An 18,407-nucleotide genomic window follows, 5' to 3' on the forward strand; every position below is an offset into this window, starting at 1 on the left:
TCAGTCCATCGGAGATGGACTGACCTCGAAGGAGGGCTCCAGTGATCTCTGCTCCTTCTGGAGCCCTCCTTCGAGGCTCGCATACGCTCGCACCTCGGGATGAGGTTGCAGGTCGGAATGGTCGATCTCGGCTTCATCTGAACAATATCGTTCTGATCATCGATAATTCATCGGATAACGGATAGCCGAGCCGAGCCCCGCCGCCACACCCGACGCGCCCCACCTGTGGCACCACGACAGCCCCGCCACAGGTGTCGCGCTCACCCCGCATGGTTGGGCGAGACGAGCCCGAGGCGGCGCATGCGGCGATGGATGGTGGAGCGGTCGAGTCCGAGGTCGCGCGCCACCGCCGAGACGTTCCAGGCGCGGCGGCGCAGGGCGGCCCCTAGCGCGTCGTCGCCCGCCCCGACGACCTCGGGCGCAGGCGTGTCCGCGTGCGCCACCGTCACCGTCACCGTCGGCGGCAGGTCGGACAGGCCGATCTCCAACCCCTCGACCAGCGCACAGGCATAGTCGAGGGCGCTCACCAGTTCGCGGACATTGCCGGGCCATGTGTGGCGCATGAGCGCCGCGGCAGCCTCGGGAGAGAGGCGCGGCGCCCCGGGCCTTGCCGCCACCAGCCGCCCGATCAGGGCCGGGAGGTCGGCGCGCTCGCGCAGGGGCGGCAGGACGAAGCGGGCACCGGCCAGACGGTACAGCAGGTCCTCGCGAAAGCGGCCCTCACGTACCAGAACGGCGAGGTCGCGATGCGTCGCGGCGATCACCCGGATGTCGACGGCCTGCGGTGTCGTGCTGCCGAGCGCCGTCACCTCGCGCTCGGCGAGCACCCGCAGGAGCCGCGTCTGCGCCGTGAGCGGCATGTCGCCGATCTCGTCGAGGAACAGCGTGCCGCCCTCGGCCTGCTGCACCAGGCCGGTCCTGCCCCTGGCCGCTGCGCCCGTGAAGGCCCCCGCCTCGTGGCCGAACAGCTCGGATTCGATCAGGGTCTCGGGCAGGGCCGCGCAATTGACCGCCACGAACGGTTTTTGCGCCCGCGCCGAGGCGCGGTGCAACGACTTCGCGAAGAATTCCTTGCCGGTGCCGGTCTCACCGCCGACGAGGAGGCTCACCCCCGCGGCGAACAGGCGCGAGGCTTGGGCCGCCATGCGGGCGAGGGCCGGGTCGCCGCCGGCGAGGTCGGGCGGCGAGGCCGCCGGGGCCTGCCGCGGGGTGCGAGGGGAGGCCCGGAGCGGAACCTCGGCCGGCTCCAGCGCCAGGGCGTAGAAGCGCTCGCCCCCGCGCAGGCGCAAGATCCGCCGCTCGACCGGCACCGCCCGGGTGAAACGCGGCAGATCGTCGATCGTGGCCTCGAACAGCGCGTCGAGGCGCAGGCCGAGACCTGCGTGACGCAGGTCCGGCGCTCCCCGCGGGCGGTGCAGGGCACGGTCGATCAGCGCCCGCGCCCGGCTGTTGAAGCCGAGGATGTGCCCGCCCGCATCCACCGCGAGCGCCAGTTCGGGCTCGATATCGGCGAATTCCGGCGAGCGCGACAGGTGGAGCATCCACTCGCGGCGGAAGCCGTTATGCAGGCTCGCGGTCTCGATGCGGTGGGCGAACGAGGTGACGAGCTGGAGGGCGAGGTGCTGGCTCGCCTTCGGGCCCGGCGCCTGGAGGGCCGAGATGTCGAGCACCGCCGCCAAGGTGCCGTCGGCGGCGTAGACCGGCGCCGCCGTGCAGGTGAGGCCGATATGGTCGCCGGCGAAGTGGTCGTCGAGATGCACCGAGAGCGCCTCGCCCGTGGCGATGCAGGTGCCGACGGCGCAGGTGCCGGCCAGATGCTCGTTCCAGTCCGAGCCGCGATACAGACCGGCCCGGCGCAAGTCCCCGTCGCGGCGGGAATCGCCGATGAAGTCGACGGCGACGCCGCGGGCATCGGCCAGGATCAGCACGTAGCCGAGGCCCGAAACCTGCCGGTACAGGGCCTCCACCCCGAAGCGCGCCACCCGGATCAGGTCGTCGAGGGCGTCGCGGTGCTCGCGCAGGCGCTCATGGGTATGGATGTAGGCGCGCCGGGGTGCTGCCGGATCGAGGCGGTACTCGGCGAGGCATCGCCGCCAGGACTGGCTGATGAGCGGATCGCGCACGCTCCCATCGTCGCGCGCGGCCCGGACAAGCTCGTCGATATGGGCCATCACGGCGGACCGCATCGCGTCCTCCCCGATCTTTTCCCCATACTGCGCGCGAATGGCGGGCAGGGAAAGGGCGGGAGCGGCGCGACGGCGGGCGGCTCTCCGGGGTGGCGCCTTACGGGAACATCGCGTCGACGGCGTCCTGCGAGACGGCGGCCTCGCCGGGCAGAGCCGGGCCGTTGAGCAGGGAATCCTCCTCGCTGCGCCGATCGGGAACCGGCTTCGTCACGGCGGCTCCGGCCGGGCCGGACCAAACGCGCAGCATCTCGTCGACCCGCTCCTCGACCATCACGATGGTCCGCACGACCTTCGAGATGCGCTGGCCGGTCAGGTCCTGGAAGTTGCAGGCCTCGAAGATGGTCTGCATCTGGGCCTGGATGGCGATGGCGTCGTCCCGGGTCGCGCCGTCCCCGGCCCGCTTGGCGATTCCCCCGGCAAGCGCGTCGACCGTCTCGGACGCGGTCAGGATCGTGTTGGTGGCCTGCTCGGTGCCCCGGACGACGGCCTGGAGTTCGTCGCGGGTGCGGCCCGCCTCCTGTTCGTCGCGCAGATCGGCGATTTCCCGCCGCGTCCGCGCGATCGCCTCGGAGATCGCCAGCAGATGATTCTGCAGGAGATTGGTGCTGTCTTCGAGAGATCCGAGTTTCGCCGTGCCGCTGTTCATGATCCCGGAACGCTATACGATATGACCAGTCCCCGGACGATAGCCGGCCGGGATTAAGCGTTTCCGAAGATCGCCGAAACCGCTCCGACACAACGGTTATTCCGTGTGGTCTAATGCCCGACGTCATCACTTACCAGTTAACGGCGGCGCGGCACGATCATGACCGTCTCCCGGCGATCGGCCGAGGAGCGGCTGTGCAAGGAGGAGCTGGACGACCGCGCCTCCCTGGTGGACGGGGACGTGAGCGCGAGCGGGCGCGACGCGATGCGGGCGACGACCGAATCGATCGTCCGCGGCACCACGCTGCACATCACGGTGCGGGGCGTGCCGATGGATCTGCCCCGCGCCGTGGCCGACCTGTCGATCAGGATCAACGACGCGGTCGATCTCGAGGTGCTCGACCTGATCGCGTTCACGCCCGATGCCCGGATCGCCTCCGTGCGCGCGTTCAAGGGGCCGGAGTACCCGGTCTCCTTCGGGAACCGACCGGGCCGGCGGGAACCGGAGATTCAGGTCACCGCGCGGCCTGCGCCGCGACGGGCGACAAGGCGAAGCCCACGCTGTCCTTCTCCACGTCGCCGATGGTCGCGCCCACCGGCACCACGGAATACCGGCTCGCCTGGCCGGCCGGCGGCAGGGCGGTGTCGGGCTGCGCGCAGAACAGCCCGACCGTGTCCTTCTCGGGGTTTCCCGTCGTCGGGCCGACGCGCATCGGCAGGTAGAGCGGACAGCGCGCGAGCGCCGGGCCAAGTCCTGCGAGCAGCGACAAAGCCGCCAGCGGCGCAATAAGCAGGCGCATTCCTTCCTCCCGAAAAAAATCGAGTTCTTGTCGATGAAGACGATGCGGCGCGCTTGACGCGCCGGCACTCCTCTATCGTCGACTTCGCTCTCGACCGCATCGTCAGAGTGAAGGACGTCCTGGATCGATCGGCAGAACTGTCGGAGGGAAATTTCCGAGACGGAATGTGATGCAGGCAATCTCCTCTCCCCGCCCGCGCAAGGCTGTCCGGGGAAAGGAAAAGGCGCGGGTTTCCCCCTCCCCGACAGATCCCGGGCCTGCCCGGGATCTGTCGGGGAGAGGAGGAACCCGCGCTTCGATCTTTTCGCGGACAGCCCTCCGTACCTGGGACGACCACCCGTCAGGCCGCCCCGGGCAGCCGGTAGTCCCGGAACTGGTCGCGGAGCGCCGTCTTCTGGATCTTGCCGGTAGCGGTATGGGGGATGGCCTGCACCACCACCACGTCGTCGGGCATCCACCACTTGGCGATGCGCGGCGCCATGTAGGCCAGGATGTCGGCCTTGTCGGGGGTGCGGCCCTCCTTCGGCACCACGATCAGGAGCGGGCGCTCGTCCCATTTCGGGTGCTGCACGCCGATCACCGCGGCCTCGGCCACGTCCGGATGGCCGACCGCCAGGTTCTCCAGATCGATCGAGGAGATCCACTCGCCACCGGACTTGATCACGTCCTTCGAGCGGTCGGTGATCGCCATGTAGCCGTTGGGATCGATGGTGGCGACGTCGCCGGTGTCGAAGAAGCCGCGATCGTCGAGGATCGGCTCGTCCGAGCGGAAATAGGCCTTGGCCACCGCGAAGCCCGCCACCTTGAGCCGCCCGAAGGTGGTGCCGTCCCAGGGCAGGTCGCGGCCGTCGTCGTCGGTCAGCCGGAACTCGACCCCGAACGGGGCGTAGCCCTGCTTCATCTTGAGGTCGAGGCGCGCCTCGCCTTCGAGATGGGCCACCTCGGGCTTGAGCGAGCAATAGGAGCCGATCGGGCTCATCTCGGTCATGCCCCAGGCATGGTCGACGGTGACGCCGTATTCGCGCTCGAAGCGCTCGGTCATCGCCCGCGGGCAGGCCGAGCCGCCGATCACCACGCGCTTGAGGTGGCTCAGGTGCTTCCCCGTCGTGTCGAGGTACTGGAGCAGGCCGAGCCAGACGGTCGGCACCGCCGCCGTCACGGTGACGCCGGTGGTCTCCAGAATTTCGTGTACCGAGGCGCCGTCGAGCTTCGGTCCCGGCATCACGAGGCCAGCCCCGGACATCGGCGCCGCGAAGCAGAAGCCCCAGGCATTGGCGTGGAACAGCGGCACCACCGGCATCGCCATGTCGGTGGGCGAGAGCGCGATGAAGGCCGGGTTGTTGACCATCAAGGCCAAGAGCACGTTCGAGCGGTGCGAGTAGAGCACGCCCTTCGGGAGGCCCGTGGTGCCCGAGGTGTAGCAGAGGCCCGCCGCGGTGTTCTCCTCGAAGGACGCCCAGGCGAAGTCGTCGTCGGCTTCCGCCAGCCAGTCCTCGTAGGCGACGGCGTTGCGCAAGGACGTCTGAGGCATGTGGGCGCCGTCGGTGAGGACGACGTAGCGTTCGATCGTCGGCAGCCTGTCGGCGAGGCGCTCGACCAGGGCCAGGAAGGTCAGGTCGAGAAAGAGGATCCGGTCCTCGGCGTGGTTGATGATGTAGGCGATCTGATCCTCGAACAGCCGCGGATTGACCGTGTGGTAGATCGCCCCGATACCGGTGATGCCGTACCAGGCCTCGAGATGGCGCCAGGTGTTCCAGGCGAGCGTCGCGACCCGGTCGCCGAGGCGGATGCCGTCGGCGGCCAGGCGCTTCGACAGGCGCAAGGAGCGCTGGCGGACCTCCGCATAGGTGGTCCGGTGCATCGGCCCCTCGACCGAGCGCGAGATCACCGGGCGGGCGCCGTGCTGCACGGCGGCGTAGTCGATGACGCGGTGGATCAGCAGGGGCCAGTCCTGCATCAGGCCGAGCATGGCGTGTCGTCCTTCCCTCGATGGAGCGCGTGATCCGCGCCCTCGGTCGCCGGAGCCTCGTGGGCCCGCGGTCGCTAGGGACCAACTTACGGCAGCGGTCCCGGGGCGGCTAGAGCGGCGCCATCACGCAGCCGGGCCTCCAGGGCGGCCGGGATGAAGAACGGGGATCGGGCCCGGCCGGGCGTGGCGCCGAGATGGTTCTGATGTAAACTATCGCGATGACGGCATCCTCGCGCCCCCACCCCACAGACGCCCCGGCCGAGGCCGACCCGCTGCGGGTCTGGTTCCGCTTCATCCGCCTGCACCGACGCGTCGTGGCCGCGGTGGCGGCGGAGCTGAAGGCCGTCGGGCTCTCGATCCCGCAATTCGACGTGCTCTCGACCCTGTCGGAGCGCGAGGGCCTGACCCAGCAGGACCTCGCCGAGCGGCTCTACGTGACGAAGGGCAACGTCTCGGGTTTGATCGACCGGCTGGTCGAGGCCGGCCTCGTCGAGCGCCGACCGATCCCGGGCGACCGGCGCTCCCACGCCCTGCACCTGACCGAGGCGGGGCTGACGCTCGCCCGCTCCGGCATCCGCGCGCAGACCGCCTACGTCGCCCGCACCCTCGGCCGGCTGCCTCCGGGCGACGTGGCCGAACTCGAACGGGTCGTGCTGGCCTGGCGCGACGCCGCCCGGACCGATGGCGGCTGAGCCGTCGTCACGACGGCACCGCGGCGCTCACGTCACCGTCCGCTTCTCCACGTCGAGGACGACGCCGTTCGGCGTCATCCGCTCGCGGGCGACGAGCCGGTCGCCGGGCAGGAAGACGCCGAGCGGCACGTCCCGGTCCGGCAGCACGACGGTGGCGCTGTAATTGACGAAGACCAGCACGTGCCGGCGCTGCGGGATCGACGACACCGCCCAGCGCTTCAGCTGGCCGTAATACGGCTCGCGCTTCCAGACCGTGGGCTGGCTCGGATCGACCTGGACGTGCAGGAAGCGCGTCGTCGGGTCGAGGCTCAGCACCATCTTGGCCTTGTCGGGCTTCCATTCCGGGCCGAGCCAGCCTTCCGTCATCCACAGGCAGAAGAAGGCGCGGCAATGGCCGGGCCGGGTCTCGTGGATGCCGCAGCCGCGGCCGGGCTTCGCGTGGCGGCACCATTCCCCGGCCACGCTCTCGACCGCCGGCACGTCGTAGACCTTGCAGCACAGGGTGCAGGCGCCGCAGGCCCGGCCTGGCGCGGGCGTCGCAACGAATTGGGCGGGGTCGAGCATGCGCGTCGGTCTGACCAGGATTGTGCGGGAGTTCCGCGAGGGCGGCCCGGGTTGTGCGTCGGCATCGCGCCGCTAGTGTGACGGCGCAAGCGAATTCTGCTCCGCGAGTCGGGAGCCCGAAGGGTTCCCCCGAGAAAGAAAGCGACAGAGACGATGCTCTCGAACCTCGCCACCCGCGACGTCGAAACCCTGATCCACCCCTATACCAACCTCGCGGCCTTCCGGCAGACCGGTCCGCTGGTGCTGGAGCGCGGCCACGGCGTCTGGGTCTACGACACCGACGGCCGGCCCTATCTCGAGGGCATGGCCGGCCTGTGGTGCACCTCGCTCGGCTATTCCAACGAGGAGCTGGTCGAGGCCGCCCGCGAGCAGATGGCGCGCCTGCCCTTCACCCACCTGTTCTCCGGCCGCAGCCACGACCCGGCGATCGAGCTCGCCGAGACCCTGAAGGAACTGGCGCCGATCCCGGTCTCGAAGGTGTTCTTCACCTCGTCCGGCTCGGAGGCCAACGACACCCAGGTCAAGCTGACCTGGTACCTCAACAACGCGCTCGGCCGGCCGCAGAAGAAGAAGATCATCGGCCGGCACAAGGGCTATCACGGCGTCACCGTGGCGTCGGCCTCGCTGACGGGGCTCACCGCCAACCACGCCGACTGGGACCTGCCGCTGCCGGGCTTCCTGCACGCCGCCTGCCCGCACCATTACCGCGGCGCCGAGGCCGGCGAGACCGAGGAGGCCTACTCGGCACGGCTCGCAAGTGAGCTGGAGGAAATGATCCTGCGCGAGGGCCCGGAGACCGTCGCGGCCTTCATCGCCGAGCCGGTGATGGGCGCCGGCGGCGCCATCGTGCCGCCGAAGGGCTATTTTGCCGCCATCGAGCCGGTGCTCGCCCGCTACGACGTGCGGTTCATCGCCGACGAGGTGATCTGCGGCTTCGGGCGGCTCGGCACCTGGTTCGGCTCCGAGGCCCTGGGCATGAAGCCCCACAGCCTGTCCTTCGCCAAGGCGCTGACCTCGGCCTACATGCCGCTCGGCGGCGTCACGGTCGACGAGACGCTGTACCAGGCGATGCAGGACCAGAGCCGCAAGATCGGCACGTTCGGTCACGGGACCACCTATTCGGGCCATCCGGTGGCGAGCGCGGTGGCGCTCAAGACCATCGAGATCTACAAGCGCGACAAGATCATCGAGGGCGCGGCCGAGAAGGCACCGCACTTCCAGCGCCGCCTGTCGGCCCTGGAGGAGCACCCGCTCGTCGGCGAGGCCAAGGGAATGGGCCTGATCGGCGGCCTCGAGATCGTCGCCGACAAGGCGACGAAGCGGCAATACGACCCGAAGGCGGGGGTGGCCGCCCGCTGCGTCGCCTTCGCGCAGGAGGAGGGGCTGATCGTCCGCTTCCTCACCGGCGACCGGGTCGCGGTCTGCCCGCCCCTGGTGATCCGCCCGGACGAGATCGACACCCTGTTCGACCGGCTCGGCACCGCGCTCGACCGCACCCAGGCCTGGATCCGCGAGCAGGGCCTGACGGCCGCGTAAAAGCCGTTCACCGACGATGAAGAGGCCGCCGTTCCGGCGGCCTCGGCCAGCTGGACTAGACCAAATCCGGTCGACGATCCGACGATCAAAGCACCGCCTCAATTGATGACGCCGGGTCAGAATACAGCGATGACGATCGCCGACGAGGATCAGGCGTCGTCCAGCTTTGGAATCTCACCGTTACACGCCACGAGGGTTCCGAACGCGCCGAGATCTGGGGCACTCGCACTAACCGCTTGTCCAACCAGTTCAATTTGCGAATTTTTGCGTCACACGGCCGTGCCGCTCACAGCGCAAATAGCGCTGTCAGAACCTTTTCCCTCCTGCGCTAACTGAGATTGGGTCGGACCTTCAGTTTTTTTTAATACTGGTCGCCCAAATTTGAGCGAAATTCGCCCACCAAGGAAACGGCGACATGTTTCGGAAGCACCGTGAGAGCTTGTCGGAAGCGACATTGCGGGCCCTCAACAAGTCTCTTGCCATCATCGAGTTCAACCTCGACGGCACGGTGATCCAGGCCAACGCCAACTTCCTCAACCTGCTGGATTACCGGCTCGACGAGATCGTCGGTCAGCATCACCGCATGTTCCTCGACAAGGAGGCGGCCGCCGCGCCCGATTACGCGGTGTTCTGGGACAAGCTGCGCGCGGGCGAGTTCTTCGCCGACGAGTTCCTGCGCTTCGGCAAGAACCACAAGCGCGTCTGGCTCGAGGCGACCTACAACCCGGTCCTCGACGCCACGGGCAAGCCGGTCAAGGTGGTCAAGCTCGCCGCCGACATCACCAAGAAGAAGAACGAGATCAGCCGTCTCCTGACGATGATCGAGGGGATGCCGGTCGCGGTGATGACCGCCGACCCGCATAACGAGTTCCGCATCGACTACATGAACGGCGCCTCGCGCCGGACCCTCGGGCCCCTGGCGCAGTACCTGCCGGTCGCGACCGACCTGATGATCGGGACGTCGATCGACGTGTTCCACAAGAACCCGTCGCACCAGCGCCGGATGCTGTCCGATGCGAGCCGCCTGCCGCACCGGACCAAGATCAAGCTCGGCCCGGAAGTGCTCGACCTCCAGGTCTCGGCGATCATGGGGCCGGACGGCACCTATATCGGGCCGATGCTGACCTGGTCGGTGGTGACCGCGCAGGTGAACATGGCCTCCGACGTGTCGCAGGTGGTCGGCGCCATGAGCAGCGCCGTGGAGGAGATGCAGCGCTCCGCCAACGGTCTCGGCCAATCCGCCGACGAGGCCCGCGACCGCGCCGCGACGGTGGCGGCCGGCTCGGAGGAGATGACGGCGTCGATCCAGGAGATCTCGGGCCAGGTCGGGCGGGTCTCGGAGCGCGCCCAGCAGATCGCCGCGCAGGCCGAGGCGACCGATGCCACCGTGCGCAGCCTCTCGGCCAAGGCCCGCGAGGTGGATTCGGTCGTCGGCATGATCTCGACCATCGCCGACCAGACCAACCTCCTGGCGCTCAACGCCACGATCGAGGCGGCCCGGGCCGGGGCGGCGGGGCGCGGCTTCGCGGTCGTCGCCGCCGAGGTCAAGGAACTGGCCGGCCAGACCGCCAAGGCCACGGGCGAGATCACCCAGCGCATCGGCGACATCCAGGGCGCGACCGGCGAGGCGGTGGCGGCGATCGCCACGATCAGCAACGCGGTGGCTGAATTGTCGCGGCTGACGCTGGCCATCGCCAGCGCGGTCGAGCAGCAGGCCGCCTCGACCCAGGAAGTGTCGTCGAACATCCTGGCGGTGTCGGACGCCGCGAGCGCCACCGGCCGGATCGCCGAGAGCGTCCGGGCGGTGTCGGAGAGCCTCGCCGGACATTCGAGCGGGCTGACCGGGAGCGTGGAGAAGTTCCTGAAGGCGGGGTGAGGGTCGCCTCTCCGGAAAACAGAAGCCTGCGGGCGCCCTGAGCCCCTTCGGATCTCAGGCCTCTCCCCACCCGCGGGGAGAGGGGAAACCCGTACTTTTCCTTTCTTTGGACGCTGCCGCGGGCGCGGTCATGCCGCCCCCTTCCCTGCCGGATTGTCCCGAGGAAAATCGGCGACGCCCTCGGCCGCAGCCCGCGCGTCCCTTGGCGCCCGCACACCGTGGTCTTACGAAAGGGCTTCGACGGAATTCCAGCCCCGCGACACCGGCCCATCGACGATCCGCCTGGCATGACTCCGCTCCGGACCACGCACGACGACCGCATCCTCGATCTCGACGACGAGGATTGGTCGATGCTGATGCGGTATTCCCTGGACACCGTCGCCGACATGATCATCTGGCTCGATCGCGACGCCCGGTACGTCTACGTCAACCGGGCCGCGACCGACCTGCTCGGCTATTCGGCGCAGGAGTTCCGGCGCAAGCGGGTCTGGGACGTCGATCCGCATTTCGACGAGGCGCGCTGGCGCGCGCATTGGCGCGACCTGGAGAATGCGGGGTCGGTCAAGCTGGAGACCGTGAACACGTCGCGATCGGGGGAGCCGATTTCGATCGAGGTGACGGCGAACCTGGTCAGCTTCAAGGGAAAGACCTTCAACTGCTCGATCGTGCGCGACATCTCCGCGCAGAAGCGGGCGGAGGCCGATCTCCGGGCCCTGAACGAGCGGGTCTACGCGCTCAGCATCACCGATGCGCTGACCGGGCTGGCCAACCGGCGTCACCTCGATGCCGCCCTGGCGGAGGCGATCCGGCATCATGCCGGCACGGGGGAGCCGCTCTCGCTGATCCTGCTCGACATCGACGCCTTCAAGGCCTTCAACGACCGCTACGGCCATATCGAGGGCGATGCCTGCCTGGCCCGGGTCGCAGGCGCGCTGAGCGGGGCTTTGCGCCGGAGCGGCGACCTCGTGGCGCGCTATGGCGGCGAGGAATTCGCCTGCGTGCTCCCGAACACGACGGAAGCGGACGCCCTGGCGCTGGCCGACAGGCTCCACGCCGCCATCGCGGCCCTGGCGATCCCCCATGCCGCCTCGCCGATCGCCGGGACGGTGACGGCAAGTTTCGGCGTCCTCACCACCGCCAGCACGGCGAACGCCACCCCTCTGGAGTTGATCCGGGCGGTGGATCGCTTCCTCTACCGGGCGAAGCGCGAGGGGCGCGACCGCGTCGTCGGGGCCGGCCGCTGACGAGGATCAGAGGCCGCAGGCCGCGAGCCCCGCCTGCATGTGCCCCGGCGCCGGCGCCTCGACGGTGATCGCCGGCTTCTTCGGGTAGAGCGGCAGGCCGAGCGTCCGGGCGTGGAGATGCAGGCCCGGCCCGCCCTGGCGCGGGGCGCTACCGTAGATGGGATCGCCCAGGATCGGCCAGCCCATGGCGGCGCAATGCACCCGGAGCTGGTGGGTACGCCCGGTGACCGGGTTCAGCGCCAGCCAGGTCCGCCCGGAGACGGGGTCGCGCCCCATCACCCGCCAGCGGGTGAGCGAGGGATCGCCCGAAGGATCGGCCTTCATCCACCAGCTGCGGGGATCGTCGGAGCGGCGCGCCAGGGCCAAGTCGATCTCGCCGGTCTCCTCCGCGGGCCCGCCCTCGACGAGCGCCCAGTAGGTCTTCTCGGCGCGTCCTTGCGCGAACAGGGCGTTCAATCGGGCGAGCGCCTTGGCGTGGCGGCCGAGCGCCAGGCAGCCGGAGGTGTCGCGGTCGAGGCGGTGGGCGGCCTCCGGCCGGCGCGGCAGGCCGAAGCGCAGGGCGTCGAGGTGCTGGGTCAGCGTCTCGCCGCCCTTCGGCCCCGGATGCACCGGCAATCCCGCCGGCTTGTCGATGACGAGCACGAGGGCATCGCGGTAGAGGAGCCGCGAGAGTATGTCGTCAACGATCATGAGCCTGTCGCGGTGGCGGCGGATGCGGGCGAAGTCCGGGGCAGGCCGCCCTAGATCGTCCGCAGGGTCTGGAGCAAGTGCGGATGAGTGAGACGAAACAGCCGGGCTGGCTCGGCCGACTGTTCGGCCGGAAAGCCGAGACGCCGACGGAGACGCCGAGCGAGGCCCCCGCCGAGGCGGCTGCCGCCGCCGTCGAGCCCGATCCCGCCGGGGCGATGCCGACGGAGCCGACCGGCACCCTGTCGGAGGGCGTACCCGACTTCGCCACCGCCGCCGACGACGTCCTGCCGGCCCCGCCCACGGTGACGGAGGCCTCGCCCGAGACCGAGCCGGAGCGCGACCTGCCCGAGGAACTCGCCGGCGCCGACCTGGAGCCGGTGGAGGGCGTCGATCCCGAGGGCGAGGTGCCGGCGGCGCCCGAACCGGAGCCTGTCGCCTCCGAGCCGGCCGCCGCAGCCTCGGAACCGGAGGAGCCCGTCGCGGAGGCCCCGGCGGAGGAAGCAGCCCCGCTCGTCATCTACCAGCCCCCGGCCCAGGCCCCGGCGGGCGAGGAGAAGCGCGGCTGGTGGAGCCGGCTGACCGGCGGCCTCAAGCGCACCTCCTCGGCCCTGTCCGACCGGGTGACCGGTCTGTTCACCAAGCGCAAGCTCGACGCCGACACCCTGGAGGAGCTCGAGGACGCGCTGATCCAGGCCGATTTCGGCCTCGACACCGCGGCCCGGATCGCCGAGGCCGTCGGCAAGGGCCGCTACGAGAAGGGCATCGCCCCCGACGAGGTCCGGGCGATCCTGGCCGCGGAGGTCGAGCACGCCCTCGATCCGGTGGCCCAGCCGCTGGTCGTCGACACGACCAGGAAGCCGTTCGTGATCCTGATGATCGGCGTCAACGGCGCCGGCAAGACCACGACGATCGGCAAGCTGACGCAAAAGTTCCGGGCGCAGGGCCACAGCGTGATGCTGGCCGCCGGCGACACCTTCCGGGCCGCGGCGATCGAGCAGCTGCGGGTCTGGGGCGAGCGCACCGGCGCGCCGGTGGTCGCCCGCCCGCAAGGGTCGGACGCCGCCGGCCTCGCCTTCGACGCGCTCCAGGCCGCCCGCGACGCCGGCACCGACATCCTGATGATCGACACCGCCGGCCGGCTGCAGAACAAGGCCGGGCTGATGGCCGAGCTGGAGAAGGTGATCCGGGTGATCCGCAAGCTCGACGCGGAGGCGCCCCACGCCACGCTCCTCGTCCTCGACGCGACGGTTGGCCAGAATGCGTTGAGCCAGGTCGAGATCTTCCAGAAGGCGGCCGGGGTCACCGGCCTGGTGATGACCAAGCTCGACGGCACGGCGCGGGGCGGCATCCTGGTGGCGCTCGCCGCCAAGTTCGGCCTGCCGGTCCACTTCATCGGCGTCGGCGAGGGCGTGGACGACCTCGAACCCTTCGCCGCCCGCGACTTCGCCCGGGCGATCGCCGGGCTCGACAAGGGCTGAGGCAAGGATAGGGTCGGACGCCGGACGGTGGGAGAACCTTCGACCGGCCCCCGACCGCCCTCGGTGCGGATCGCCGATCAGGCGGCGCGGATTCCGGCGAGGAACCGCGTCACCTCGGCATTGAGGTGCTCGGACTGGCGCGACAATTCGGAGGCCGAGGTGAGCACCTGGCTCGCGGCGGTCCCCGTCTCCTCGGCCGCGCCGGCGACGCCGGCGATGCTCGTCGTCACCTCGCCCGTGCCGGAGGCGGCATGGGAGACGTTGCGGACGATCTCCTGCGTCGCCGCGCCTTGCTGCGCCACCGTCGCGGCGACCGTGGCCGCCACGCCGGCGATCTCGCGGATGCGGCTGCCGATCCCCCCGATCGCCTGGACCGCCTGATCGGTCGAGCCCTGGATCTGGCCGATCTGCCGGCCGATCTCCTCGGTGGCCCGTGCCGTCTGGCCGGCCAGTTCCTTGACCTCGGCGGCGACCACCGCGAAGCCTCGCCCCGCCGCCCCGGCGCGGGCCGCCTCGATCGTGGCGTTCAGCGCCAGCAGGTTGGTCTGACTGGCGATCTGGGAGATCAGCGCCACCACGTCGCCGATGCGGCTCGCGGCCTGGGCCAGGTCCTGCACCAGCCCCGCGGTGGCACTCGCCTCGCTCACCGCGGCTTGCGCGAGGCTCGACGAATCGGTGACCTGGCGGGCGATCTCGGAGACCGAGGCGCCGAGCTCCTCGGCGGCGGCGGCGACCGCGCCGACATTGGCGGCGGCCTGGGAGGCGGCCGCCGCGGCACCCGTCGATCGCGACGCGGTCTCCCCGGCGGTCGCGCTCATGCTCTCGGCGGTGGCCTGCAGCTCGCTCGCCGCGGCGGAGACCATGCCGATGACGCCGCCGACCGCCTGCTCGAAGCCGTCCGCCATCTGGCGCATGCCGACCCGGCGCTGCTCCTCGGCGGAGGCGCGCGCGAGCGCCGTCTCCTCCTCCAGCCGGCGGGTGCGGATCATCGTATCGCGAAAAACCTCCAGGGCGCCCGCCATGGCGCCGATCTCGTCGCGCCGCGTGCCGTAGGGGATCGGCGCGACCGTGTCGCCGCCCGCCAGCCGGCGCATGGCGGCGGTCATGGCCGTGAGCGGGCCGGTCACCCCGGAGGCCACCCACACCATCCCGCCGAGGCCGAGGCAAAGGACGAGCAGGAGGAGGCCCGACCGGACGAGAAGCGCGGTCCGGGCCTCGTCGGCATTTGCGGCGGCGACGACCTCGAGCCGGGCGACCGACGCGAGGGCGACGGCGGCGATCGTGTCGAGGGCGGGCGTCGACACGGCGCGCGATTCGGCCAGGGTCGGGCGCGGCAGCGCGGGATCGGCCAGGGCGGGCAGCAAGGCGCGGGTTCGCGCCTCGAAGGGTCCGTCGAAGAACCCGGTCCAGGACCGGTCCACGGCGGTCCGCAGCTCGGCGGCATCGGTCAGGGTGGCGGCGATGCTGCGGACGATGGCGAAGGCGAACAGGGACTCGCGGCTGGAGACCGCGAAGTCGAACTGCTCCCGGGGCGTCATCGCCCGGTTCTTCGCCAGGACGTCGTTGACCATCAGATGGGCGTTGCCCGCCAACGAGCGGGCGGACCAGCTCATCTCCCGCATCCGCAGCAGGTCGGAGAGGCGGGAATCCTTCAGCCGCAGCCGGGTTTCCATCGCGCGGATCAGATCCTCGGCGGTTGTGTTGAGCGTCGCGTAGGTCTCGTTGATCCGCTTCGTGATGCCCGGATCGCGCGCCGCCACCGGCTTGCCCAGCCCGGCATCGAGCTCGGACCGGACCTGCTTCCAGGCGGCGTAGCTCTCCGCGACCGAACGGGAATCGAGCCCCTCCAGGCTCGCGGCGGAGGCCAGGATCCCGAGGGCGCCGGACAGCGTCTCGTCCGCCGATTTGCGCCGCTGGGCCAGATCCGCCAGGTTGGCGCCGAGCTTGGCCGGTTCGAGCGCCAGCCCCGAGACCGCACTGCCGCGCTCGAAGCGCAGCTGCGACAGGGCATGGGTCAGAAGACGATCCGCCTGCGCAAGATGGAAGGCCTGGGTCGATCGCGTCCATTGCTGGTACGCATCACGCAGATCGCGACCCGTCGTCAGCGCGAACGTCAAGGTGATCATCGACAATATGATGATCAGACGCGTTTTTATCGACATTGCACCGACTCACCCTGGACATGCCGGATCGGAAACTCCAGGCCGATCGTCTTACCGAGACTTGATTAAGAATCTCACGTCGCACCGGGCTTAGCCGTAAGGTGAAGCCGCGGCGAAGATTGTCTTGACATCGACCGATCGGGTCTCGAAGCGGGCTGCCCGTTTGGCGAGAGGGAACGGACGATGCCGAGCGGCAGTGTTGTCGGGCCGCCAGGATGGCCGGATCGTCGCCGGCGCCTCCCGGGACCGGCATCGATGGGCCGTGGGGAAGCGCTCGCTCGGGCCCGTCGGCGTCAGTAGACATCCCCCTCCGCGGGAGCGGCGGGCGCCGGCCGACCGGCCGCGGGCGCCGGGGGCCTTGGCATCGCGGCCGGCACACGGGTGACCGGACCGGCAGGGCCCCGTGGACCGGGGGGCCCCGCCGGACCCGCGGGTCCGCGCGGACCGGGCTTGCCCGCGGCGCCGGCCGGGCCCGAGGGGCCGGTCTCGCCCCGCATGCCGGGTGGTCCGGGCAAGCCGGCCTCGCCGCGAGGTCCCGCCTCGCCCATGGCACCGGTCTCGCCGTGCTGCCCGCGTTCGCCCGGAGGACCCGCCTCCCCTCTCGCTCCGGGCTCGCCGCGCGGCCCGGGAGCCCCCGCGAGACCCGCCTCGCCGCGCGGTCCCGCCTCGCCGCGAGGCCCTGCGTCGCCGCGAGGCCCGACAGGTCCGGTCTCGCCCGGCGCGCCGGCCTCGCCGCGGGGCCCCGGGGGACCGGGTGGACCCGCCACGGTCCTGATCTCCGCCCGGCCCTCCGGGCCCTCCGGGCCGGCGGGGCCCTGCTGGCCGCATTCCCCCACCACCGCGCCGCGCTCCTGGCGGCCGGCGCGCAAGGTCACGATGCAGGTCGTCGGGTGGTAGACGAGGCGGAACTCGAACTTGCCGCGCGAATCGGCCCGGGCGGTGAAGCGGCCGTCGAGACTGACCTCGGCCTCCGGCGCGTCGACGGTGCCGAGCACCCAGAGTTCGCCGGCGGTGATCCGCGCCGCCAGGACCTGGATTTCGGCCCGGGCCGGCACCGCCACCAGGCATGCCGCCAGAGAGCCCCCGAAGGCCGTGCCCGATCGCCAGACGGAGCGTCCGGTTACCCCGCGTCCCATCGCCCGCCCCCACCGCACCAGGATCCCCTCGCACAAGTGTTTTTTCGAGGGGCGGAAAGTCAAGCACGGCCCGATTCCGAGCACAGGCGCGATGGTCGATGGGCTTAGCCGACGGGCTTGGCCGACGGATCGGCCGATGGTGGAGCTTGACCTGACCCCCTCATGGCTCGGACCCGACATAGACCGCCCGCGGCCGGATCAGACCCCCGGCCTGGCGCTGCTCCAGCCCTTGCGCGATCCAGCCGACCGAGCGGCCGAGGGCGAACAACCCGAAGGCACCGCCCCGCGGCAGGCCGTGGTGCCGGCGCAGGGCCACCAGGGCAAGGTCGAGGGCGGGCCTCGCCCCCGTCAGTTCCTCGGCCGCCGCCACGATGGCCCGGAGGCGCGGATCCTCCGCGAGCAGCGGCGCCAGCAGGGCGGCGGCCCGTGGGTCCCCGGCCGGGTAGAGCGGGTGGCCGAAGCCCGGCAGGCGCTCGCGGCCAGCGAGCTGGCGGCGCAGGGACGAGGCCGGATCGGCCCCGTCGAGGCCGTCCCATACCGCCTCGACCCGGGCGGTCATGCCTCCGTGGCGGCTGCCGCTGAGCGCCGCGAGGCCGCCGACCACCACCGCCCGCAGGCTCGCCCCCGCCGAGGCGATGCAGCGGGCGGTGAAGGCCGAGGCGTTCAGCTCGTGATCGGCGCAGAGGACCAGGGCCCGGCGGATCGCCCCCGCGCCGGCAGGGTCGAGCCCCCAGGCCTCGGCGCAGTGCCGGTGGAGCGGCGCGGCGCTCGCCGCGCGGCCGGTGATGCAGGCGCCGAGCAGGCGGACCAGGGCGCCGCTCCCGGCGGCGGTCCGGGCCGGATCCGGCTGCCAGGGCGCCGTCGGCTCGTCCTCCGTCGCCGCCGCGAAGGCCCCGATGAGGTCGCCGCCGCGGGGCTCCGCTGCCGGTGCCTCCGGCCCGAAGGCGGCGGCGAGCGGCAGGGCCCAGAGCCGCGCCGCCACCTCCTCCAGGGTCGCGGTCTCGGCGAGGGCGACGGCATCGCCGCCGCGGTAGTAAAGGCGCCCGTCGCGGATCAGGGTGACGGCGGTCTCCAGGACCGGCAGGCCCCAGTCGAGGGCGGCCCGGGCGACCTCCCGCGGGCGCCGGCCGCGATGGCGTGCCGCGGCGAGCCGGGCGACCGCCTCCGCCGCGTAGGCCCGCACCCGCGGATCGGCGGTCGGATGCGCCTCGATCAGCCCGCGGCTGACATAGGCGTAGAGGGTCTGGCGGCTCACGCCGAGACGGGCGGCAGCCTCGGCGGCGGTGAGGTAGGCGGTCACGACGGCGTCGATCCGAGGTTGATTCGGGTAATCAAGATTGAAGATCTGACCCGCTCGGCGCGCTCCTGTCACCGACGGCCTTCGTGAACACGGGAAGCAGGCCGAGGAAGCAGGCCGAGGAAGCAGACG

General features: G+C 71.1%; 14 protein-coding genes. 5 read left to right on the top strand and 9 right to left on the bottom strand.

The genetic code is table 11. From position 1 onward, the window contains the following. Positions 1 to 260 precede the first annotated feature (260 nt). The 4 genes from HBB12_RS27040 to HBB12_RS27055 all read right to left on the bottom strand — a co-directional run bounded on the left by HBB12_RS27040 (position 261) and on the right by HBB12_RS27055 (position 5,600). Positions 261 to 2,186, bottom strand: a complete 1,926-nt coding sequence (locus HBB12_RS27040; RefSeq protein WP_236992188.1) for a sigma-54-dependent Fis family transcriptional regulator — start codon at positions 2,184 to 2,186, stop codon at positions 261 to 263. Between the two features lie 97 nt (positions 2,187 to 2,283). Beyond that, the gene (locus tag HBB12_RS27045; RefSeq protein ID WP_236992189.1) at positions 2,284 to 2,832 is read right to left on the bottom strand and encodes a protein phosphatase CheZ; all 549 of its coding nucleotides are present in this window, start codon (positions 2,830 to 2,832) and stop codon (positions 2,284 to 2,286) included. Between the two features lie 514 nt (positions 2,833 to 3,346). Further along, complete coding sequence (locus HBB12_RS27050) at positions 3,347 to 3,631, bottom strand: hypothetical protein (RefSeq protein WP_236992190.1); 285 nt, start codon at positions 3,629 to 3,631, stop codon at positions 3,347 to 3,349. 340 nt (positions 3,632 to 3,971) lie between these two features. Continuing rightward, complete coding sequence (locus HBB12_RS27055) at positions 3,972 to 5,600, bottom strand: long-chain-fatty-acid--CoA ligase (RefSeq protein WP_236992191.1); 1,629 nt, start codon at positions 5,598 to 5,600, stop codon at positions 3,972 to 3,974. A 218-nt stretch (positions 5,601 to 5,818) separates the two neighbouring features. On the opposite strand from HBB12_RS27055, the gene HBB12_RS27060 reads away from it, so the two are divergent. Beyond that, entirely contained in the window at positions 5,819 to 6,292 is a 474-nt protein-coding gene (locus HBB12_RS27060) for a MarR family winged helix-turn-helix transcriptional regulator (protein WP_236992192.1), read from the top strand. A gap of 27 nt (positions 6,293 to 6,319) precedes the next feature. Here HBB12_RS27060 and HBB12_RS27065 read toward each other — a convergent pair whose 3' ends face one another. Then, complete coding sequence (locus HBB12_RS27065; protein ID WP_236992193.1) at positions 6,320 to 6,856, bottom strand: hypothetical protein; 537 nt, start codon at positions 6,854 to 6,856, stop codon at positions 6,320 to 6,322. A gap of 153 nt (positions 6,857 to 7,009) precedes the next feature. On the opposite strand from HBB12_RS27065, the gene HBB12_RS27070 reads away from it, so the two are divergent. From HBB12_RS27070 to HBB12_RS27080, 3 genes are all read left to right on the top strand, one after another. Continuing rightward, positions 7,010 to 8,392 carry an aminotransferase gene (locus tag HBB12_RS27070; RefSeq protein ID WP_236992194.1) on the top strand — a complete coding sequence of 461 codons (1,383 nt, stop codon included), beginning with the start codon at positions 7,010 to 7,012 and terminating at the stop codon, positions 8,390 to 8,392. Between the two features lie 415 nt (positions 8,393 to 8,807). Then, entirely contained in the window at positions 8,808 to 10,268 is a 1,461-nt protein-coding gene (locus tag HBB12_RS27075; RefSeq protein ID WP_236992195.1) for a methyl-accepting chemotaxis protein, read from the top strand. A gap of 287 nt (positions 10,269 to 10,555) precedes the next feature. Then, positions 10,556 to 11,512 carry a diguanylate cyclase gene (locus tag HBB12_RS27080; protein ID WP_236992196.1) on the top strand — a complete coding sequence of 319 codons (957 nt, stop codon included), beginning with the start codon at positions 10,556 to 10,558 and terminating at the stop codon, positions 11,510 to 11,512. Between the two features lie 6 nt (positions 11,513 to 11,518). Here HBB12_RS27080 and HBB12_RS27085 read toward each other — a convergent pair whose 3' ends face one another. After that, complete coding sequence (locus tag HBB12_RS27085) at positions 11,519 to 12,202, bottom strand: RluA family pseudouridine synthase (RefSeq protein WP_236992197.1); 684 nt, start codon at positions 12,200 to 12,202, stop codon at positions 11,519 to 11,521. 83 nt (positions 12,203 to 12,285) lie between these two features. Between HBB12_RS27085 and ftsY the strand changes: the two genes are divergently transcribed. Further along, positions 12,286 to 13,680, top strand: coding sequence for a signal recognition particle-docking protein FtsY (gene ftsY, locus HBB12_RS27090; RefSeq protein ID WP_236992198.1), 1,395 nt, complete (start codon positions 12,286 to 12,288; stop codon positions 13,678 to 13,680). Between the two features lie 77 nt (positions 13,681 to 13,757). Here ftsY and HBB12_RS27095 read toward each other — a convergent pair whose 3' ends face one another. The 3 genes from HBB12_RS27095 to HBB12_RS27105 form a co-directional block, all read right to left on the bottom strand. Continuing rightward, positions 13,758 to 15,806, bottom strand: a complete 2,049-nt coding sequence (locus tag HBB12_RS27095) for a methyl-accepting chemotaxis protein (protein WP_236992199.1) — start codon at positions 15,804 to 15,806, stop codon at positions 13,758 to 13,760. Positions 15,807 to 16,135: 329 nt separating this feature from the next. Next, on the bottom strand, positions 16,136 to 16,978 hold the full coding sequence (locus tag HBB12_RS27100) for a collagen-like domain-containing protein (protein ID WP_236992200.1): 843 nt from the start codon (positions 16,976 to 16,978) through the stop codon (positions 16,136 to 16,138). A 160-nt stretch (positions 16,979 to 17,138) separates the two neighbouring features. Further along, entirely contained in the window at positions 17,139 to 18,278 is a 1,140-nt protein-coding gene (locus tag HBB12_RS27105; RefSeq protein ID WP_236992201.1) for a citrate synthase, read from the bottom strand. Positions 18,279 to 18,407: the final 129 nt, after the last annotated feature.

It is taken from the genome of Methylobacterium sp. SyP6R, assembly GCF_019216885.1.
Classification (GTDB): Bacteria; Pseudomonadota; Alphaproteobacteria; order Rhizobiales; family Beijerinckiaceae; genus Methylobacterium.

What these genes read in the sequence shown, in the direction of transcription:
- HBB12_RS27040 (WP_236992188.1), bottom strand. Translation starts at nt 2,186, where the DNA reads ATGCGGTCCGCCGTGATGGCCCATATCGACGAGCTTGTCCGGGCCGCG.
- HBB12_RS27045 (WP_236992189.1), bottom strand. Translation starts at nt 2,832, where the DNA reads ATGAACAGCGGCACGGCGAAACTCGGATCTCTCGAAGACAGCACCAAT.
- HBB12_RS27050 (WP_236992190.1), bottom strand. Translation starts at nt 3,631, where the DNA reads ATGCGCCTGCTTATTGCGCCGCTGGCGGCTTTGTCGCTGCTCGCAGGA.
- HBB12_RS27055 (WP_236992191.1), bottom strand. Translation starts at nt 5,600, where the DNA reads ATGCTCGGCCTGATGCAGGACTGGCCCCTGCTGATCCACCGCGTCATC.
- HBB12_RS27060 (WP_236992192.1), top strand. Translation starts at nt 5,819, where the DNA reads ATGACGGCATCCTCGCGCCCCCACCCCACAGACGCCCCGGCCGAGGCC.
- HBB12_RS27065 (WP_236992193.1), bottom strand. Translation starts at nt 6,856, where the DNA reads ATGCTCGACCCCGCCCAATTCGTTGCGACGCCCGCGCCAGGCCGGGCC.
- HBB12_RS27070 (WP_236992194.1), top strand. Translation starts at nt 7,010, where the DNA reads ATGCTCTCGAACCTCGCCACCCGCGACGTCGAAACCCTGATCCACCCC.
- HBB12_RS27075 (WP_236992195.1), top strand. Translation starts at nt 8,808, where the DNA reads ATGTTTCGGAAGCACCGTGAGAGCTTGTCGGAAGCGACATTGCGGGCC.
- HBB12_RS27080 (WP_236992196.1), top strand. Translation starts at nt 10,556, where the DNA reads ATGACTCCGCTCCGGACCACGCACGACGACCGCATCCTCGATCTCGAC.
- HBB12_RS27085 (WP_236992197.1), bottom strand. Translation starts at nt 12,202, where the DNA reads ATGATCGTTGACGACATACTCTCGCGGCTCCTCTACCGCGATGCCCTC.
- ftsY (WP_236992198.1), top strand. Translation starts at nt 12,286, where the DNA reads ATGAGTGAGACGAAACAGCCGGGCTGGCTCGGCCGACTGTTCGGCCGG.
- HBB12_RS27095 (WP_236992199.1), bottom strand. Translation starts at nt 15,806, where the DNA reads ATGATCACCTTGACGTTCGCGCTGACGACGGGTCGCGATCTGCGTGAT.
- HBB12_RS27100 (WP_236992200.1), bottom strand. Translation starts at nt 16,978, where the DNA reads ATGGGACGCGGGGTAACCGGACGCTCCGTCTGGCGATCGGGCACGGCC.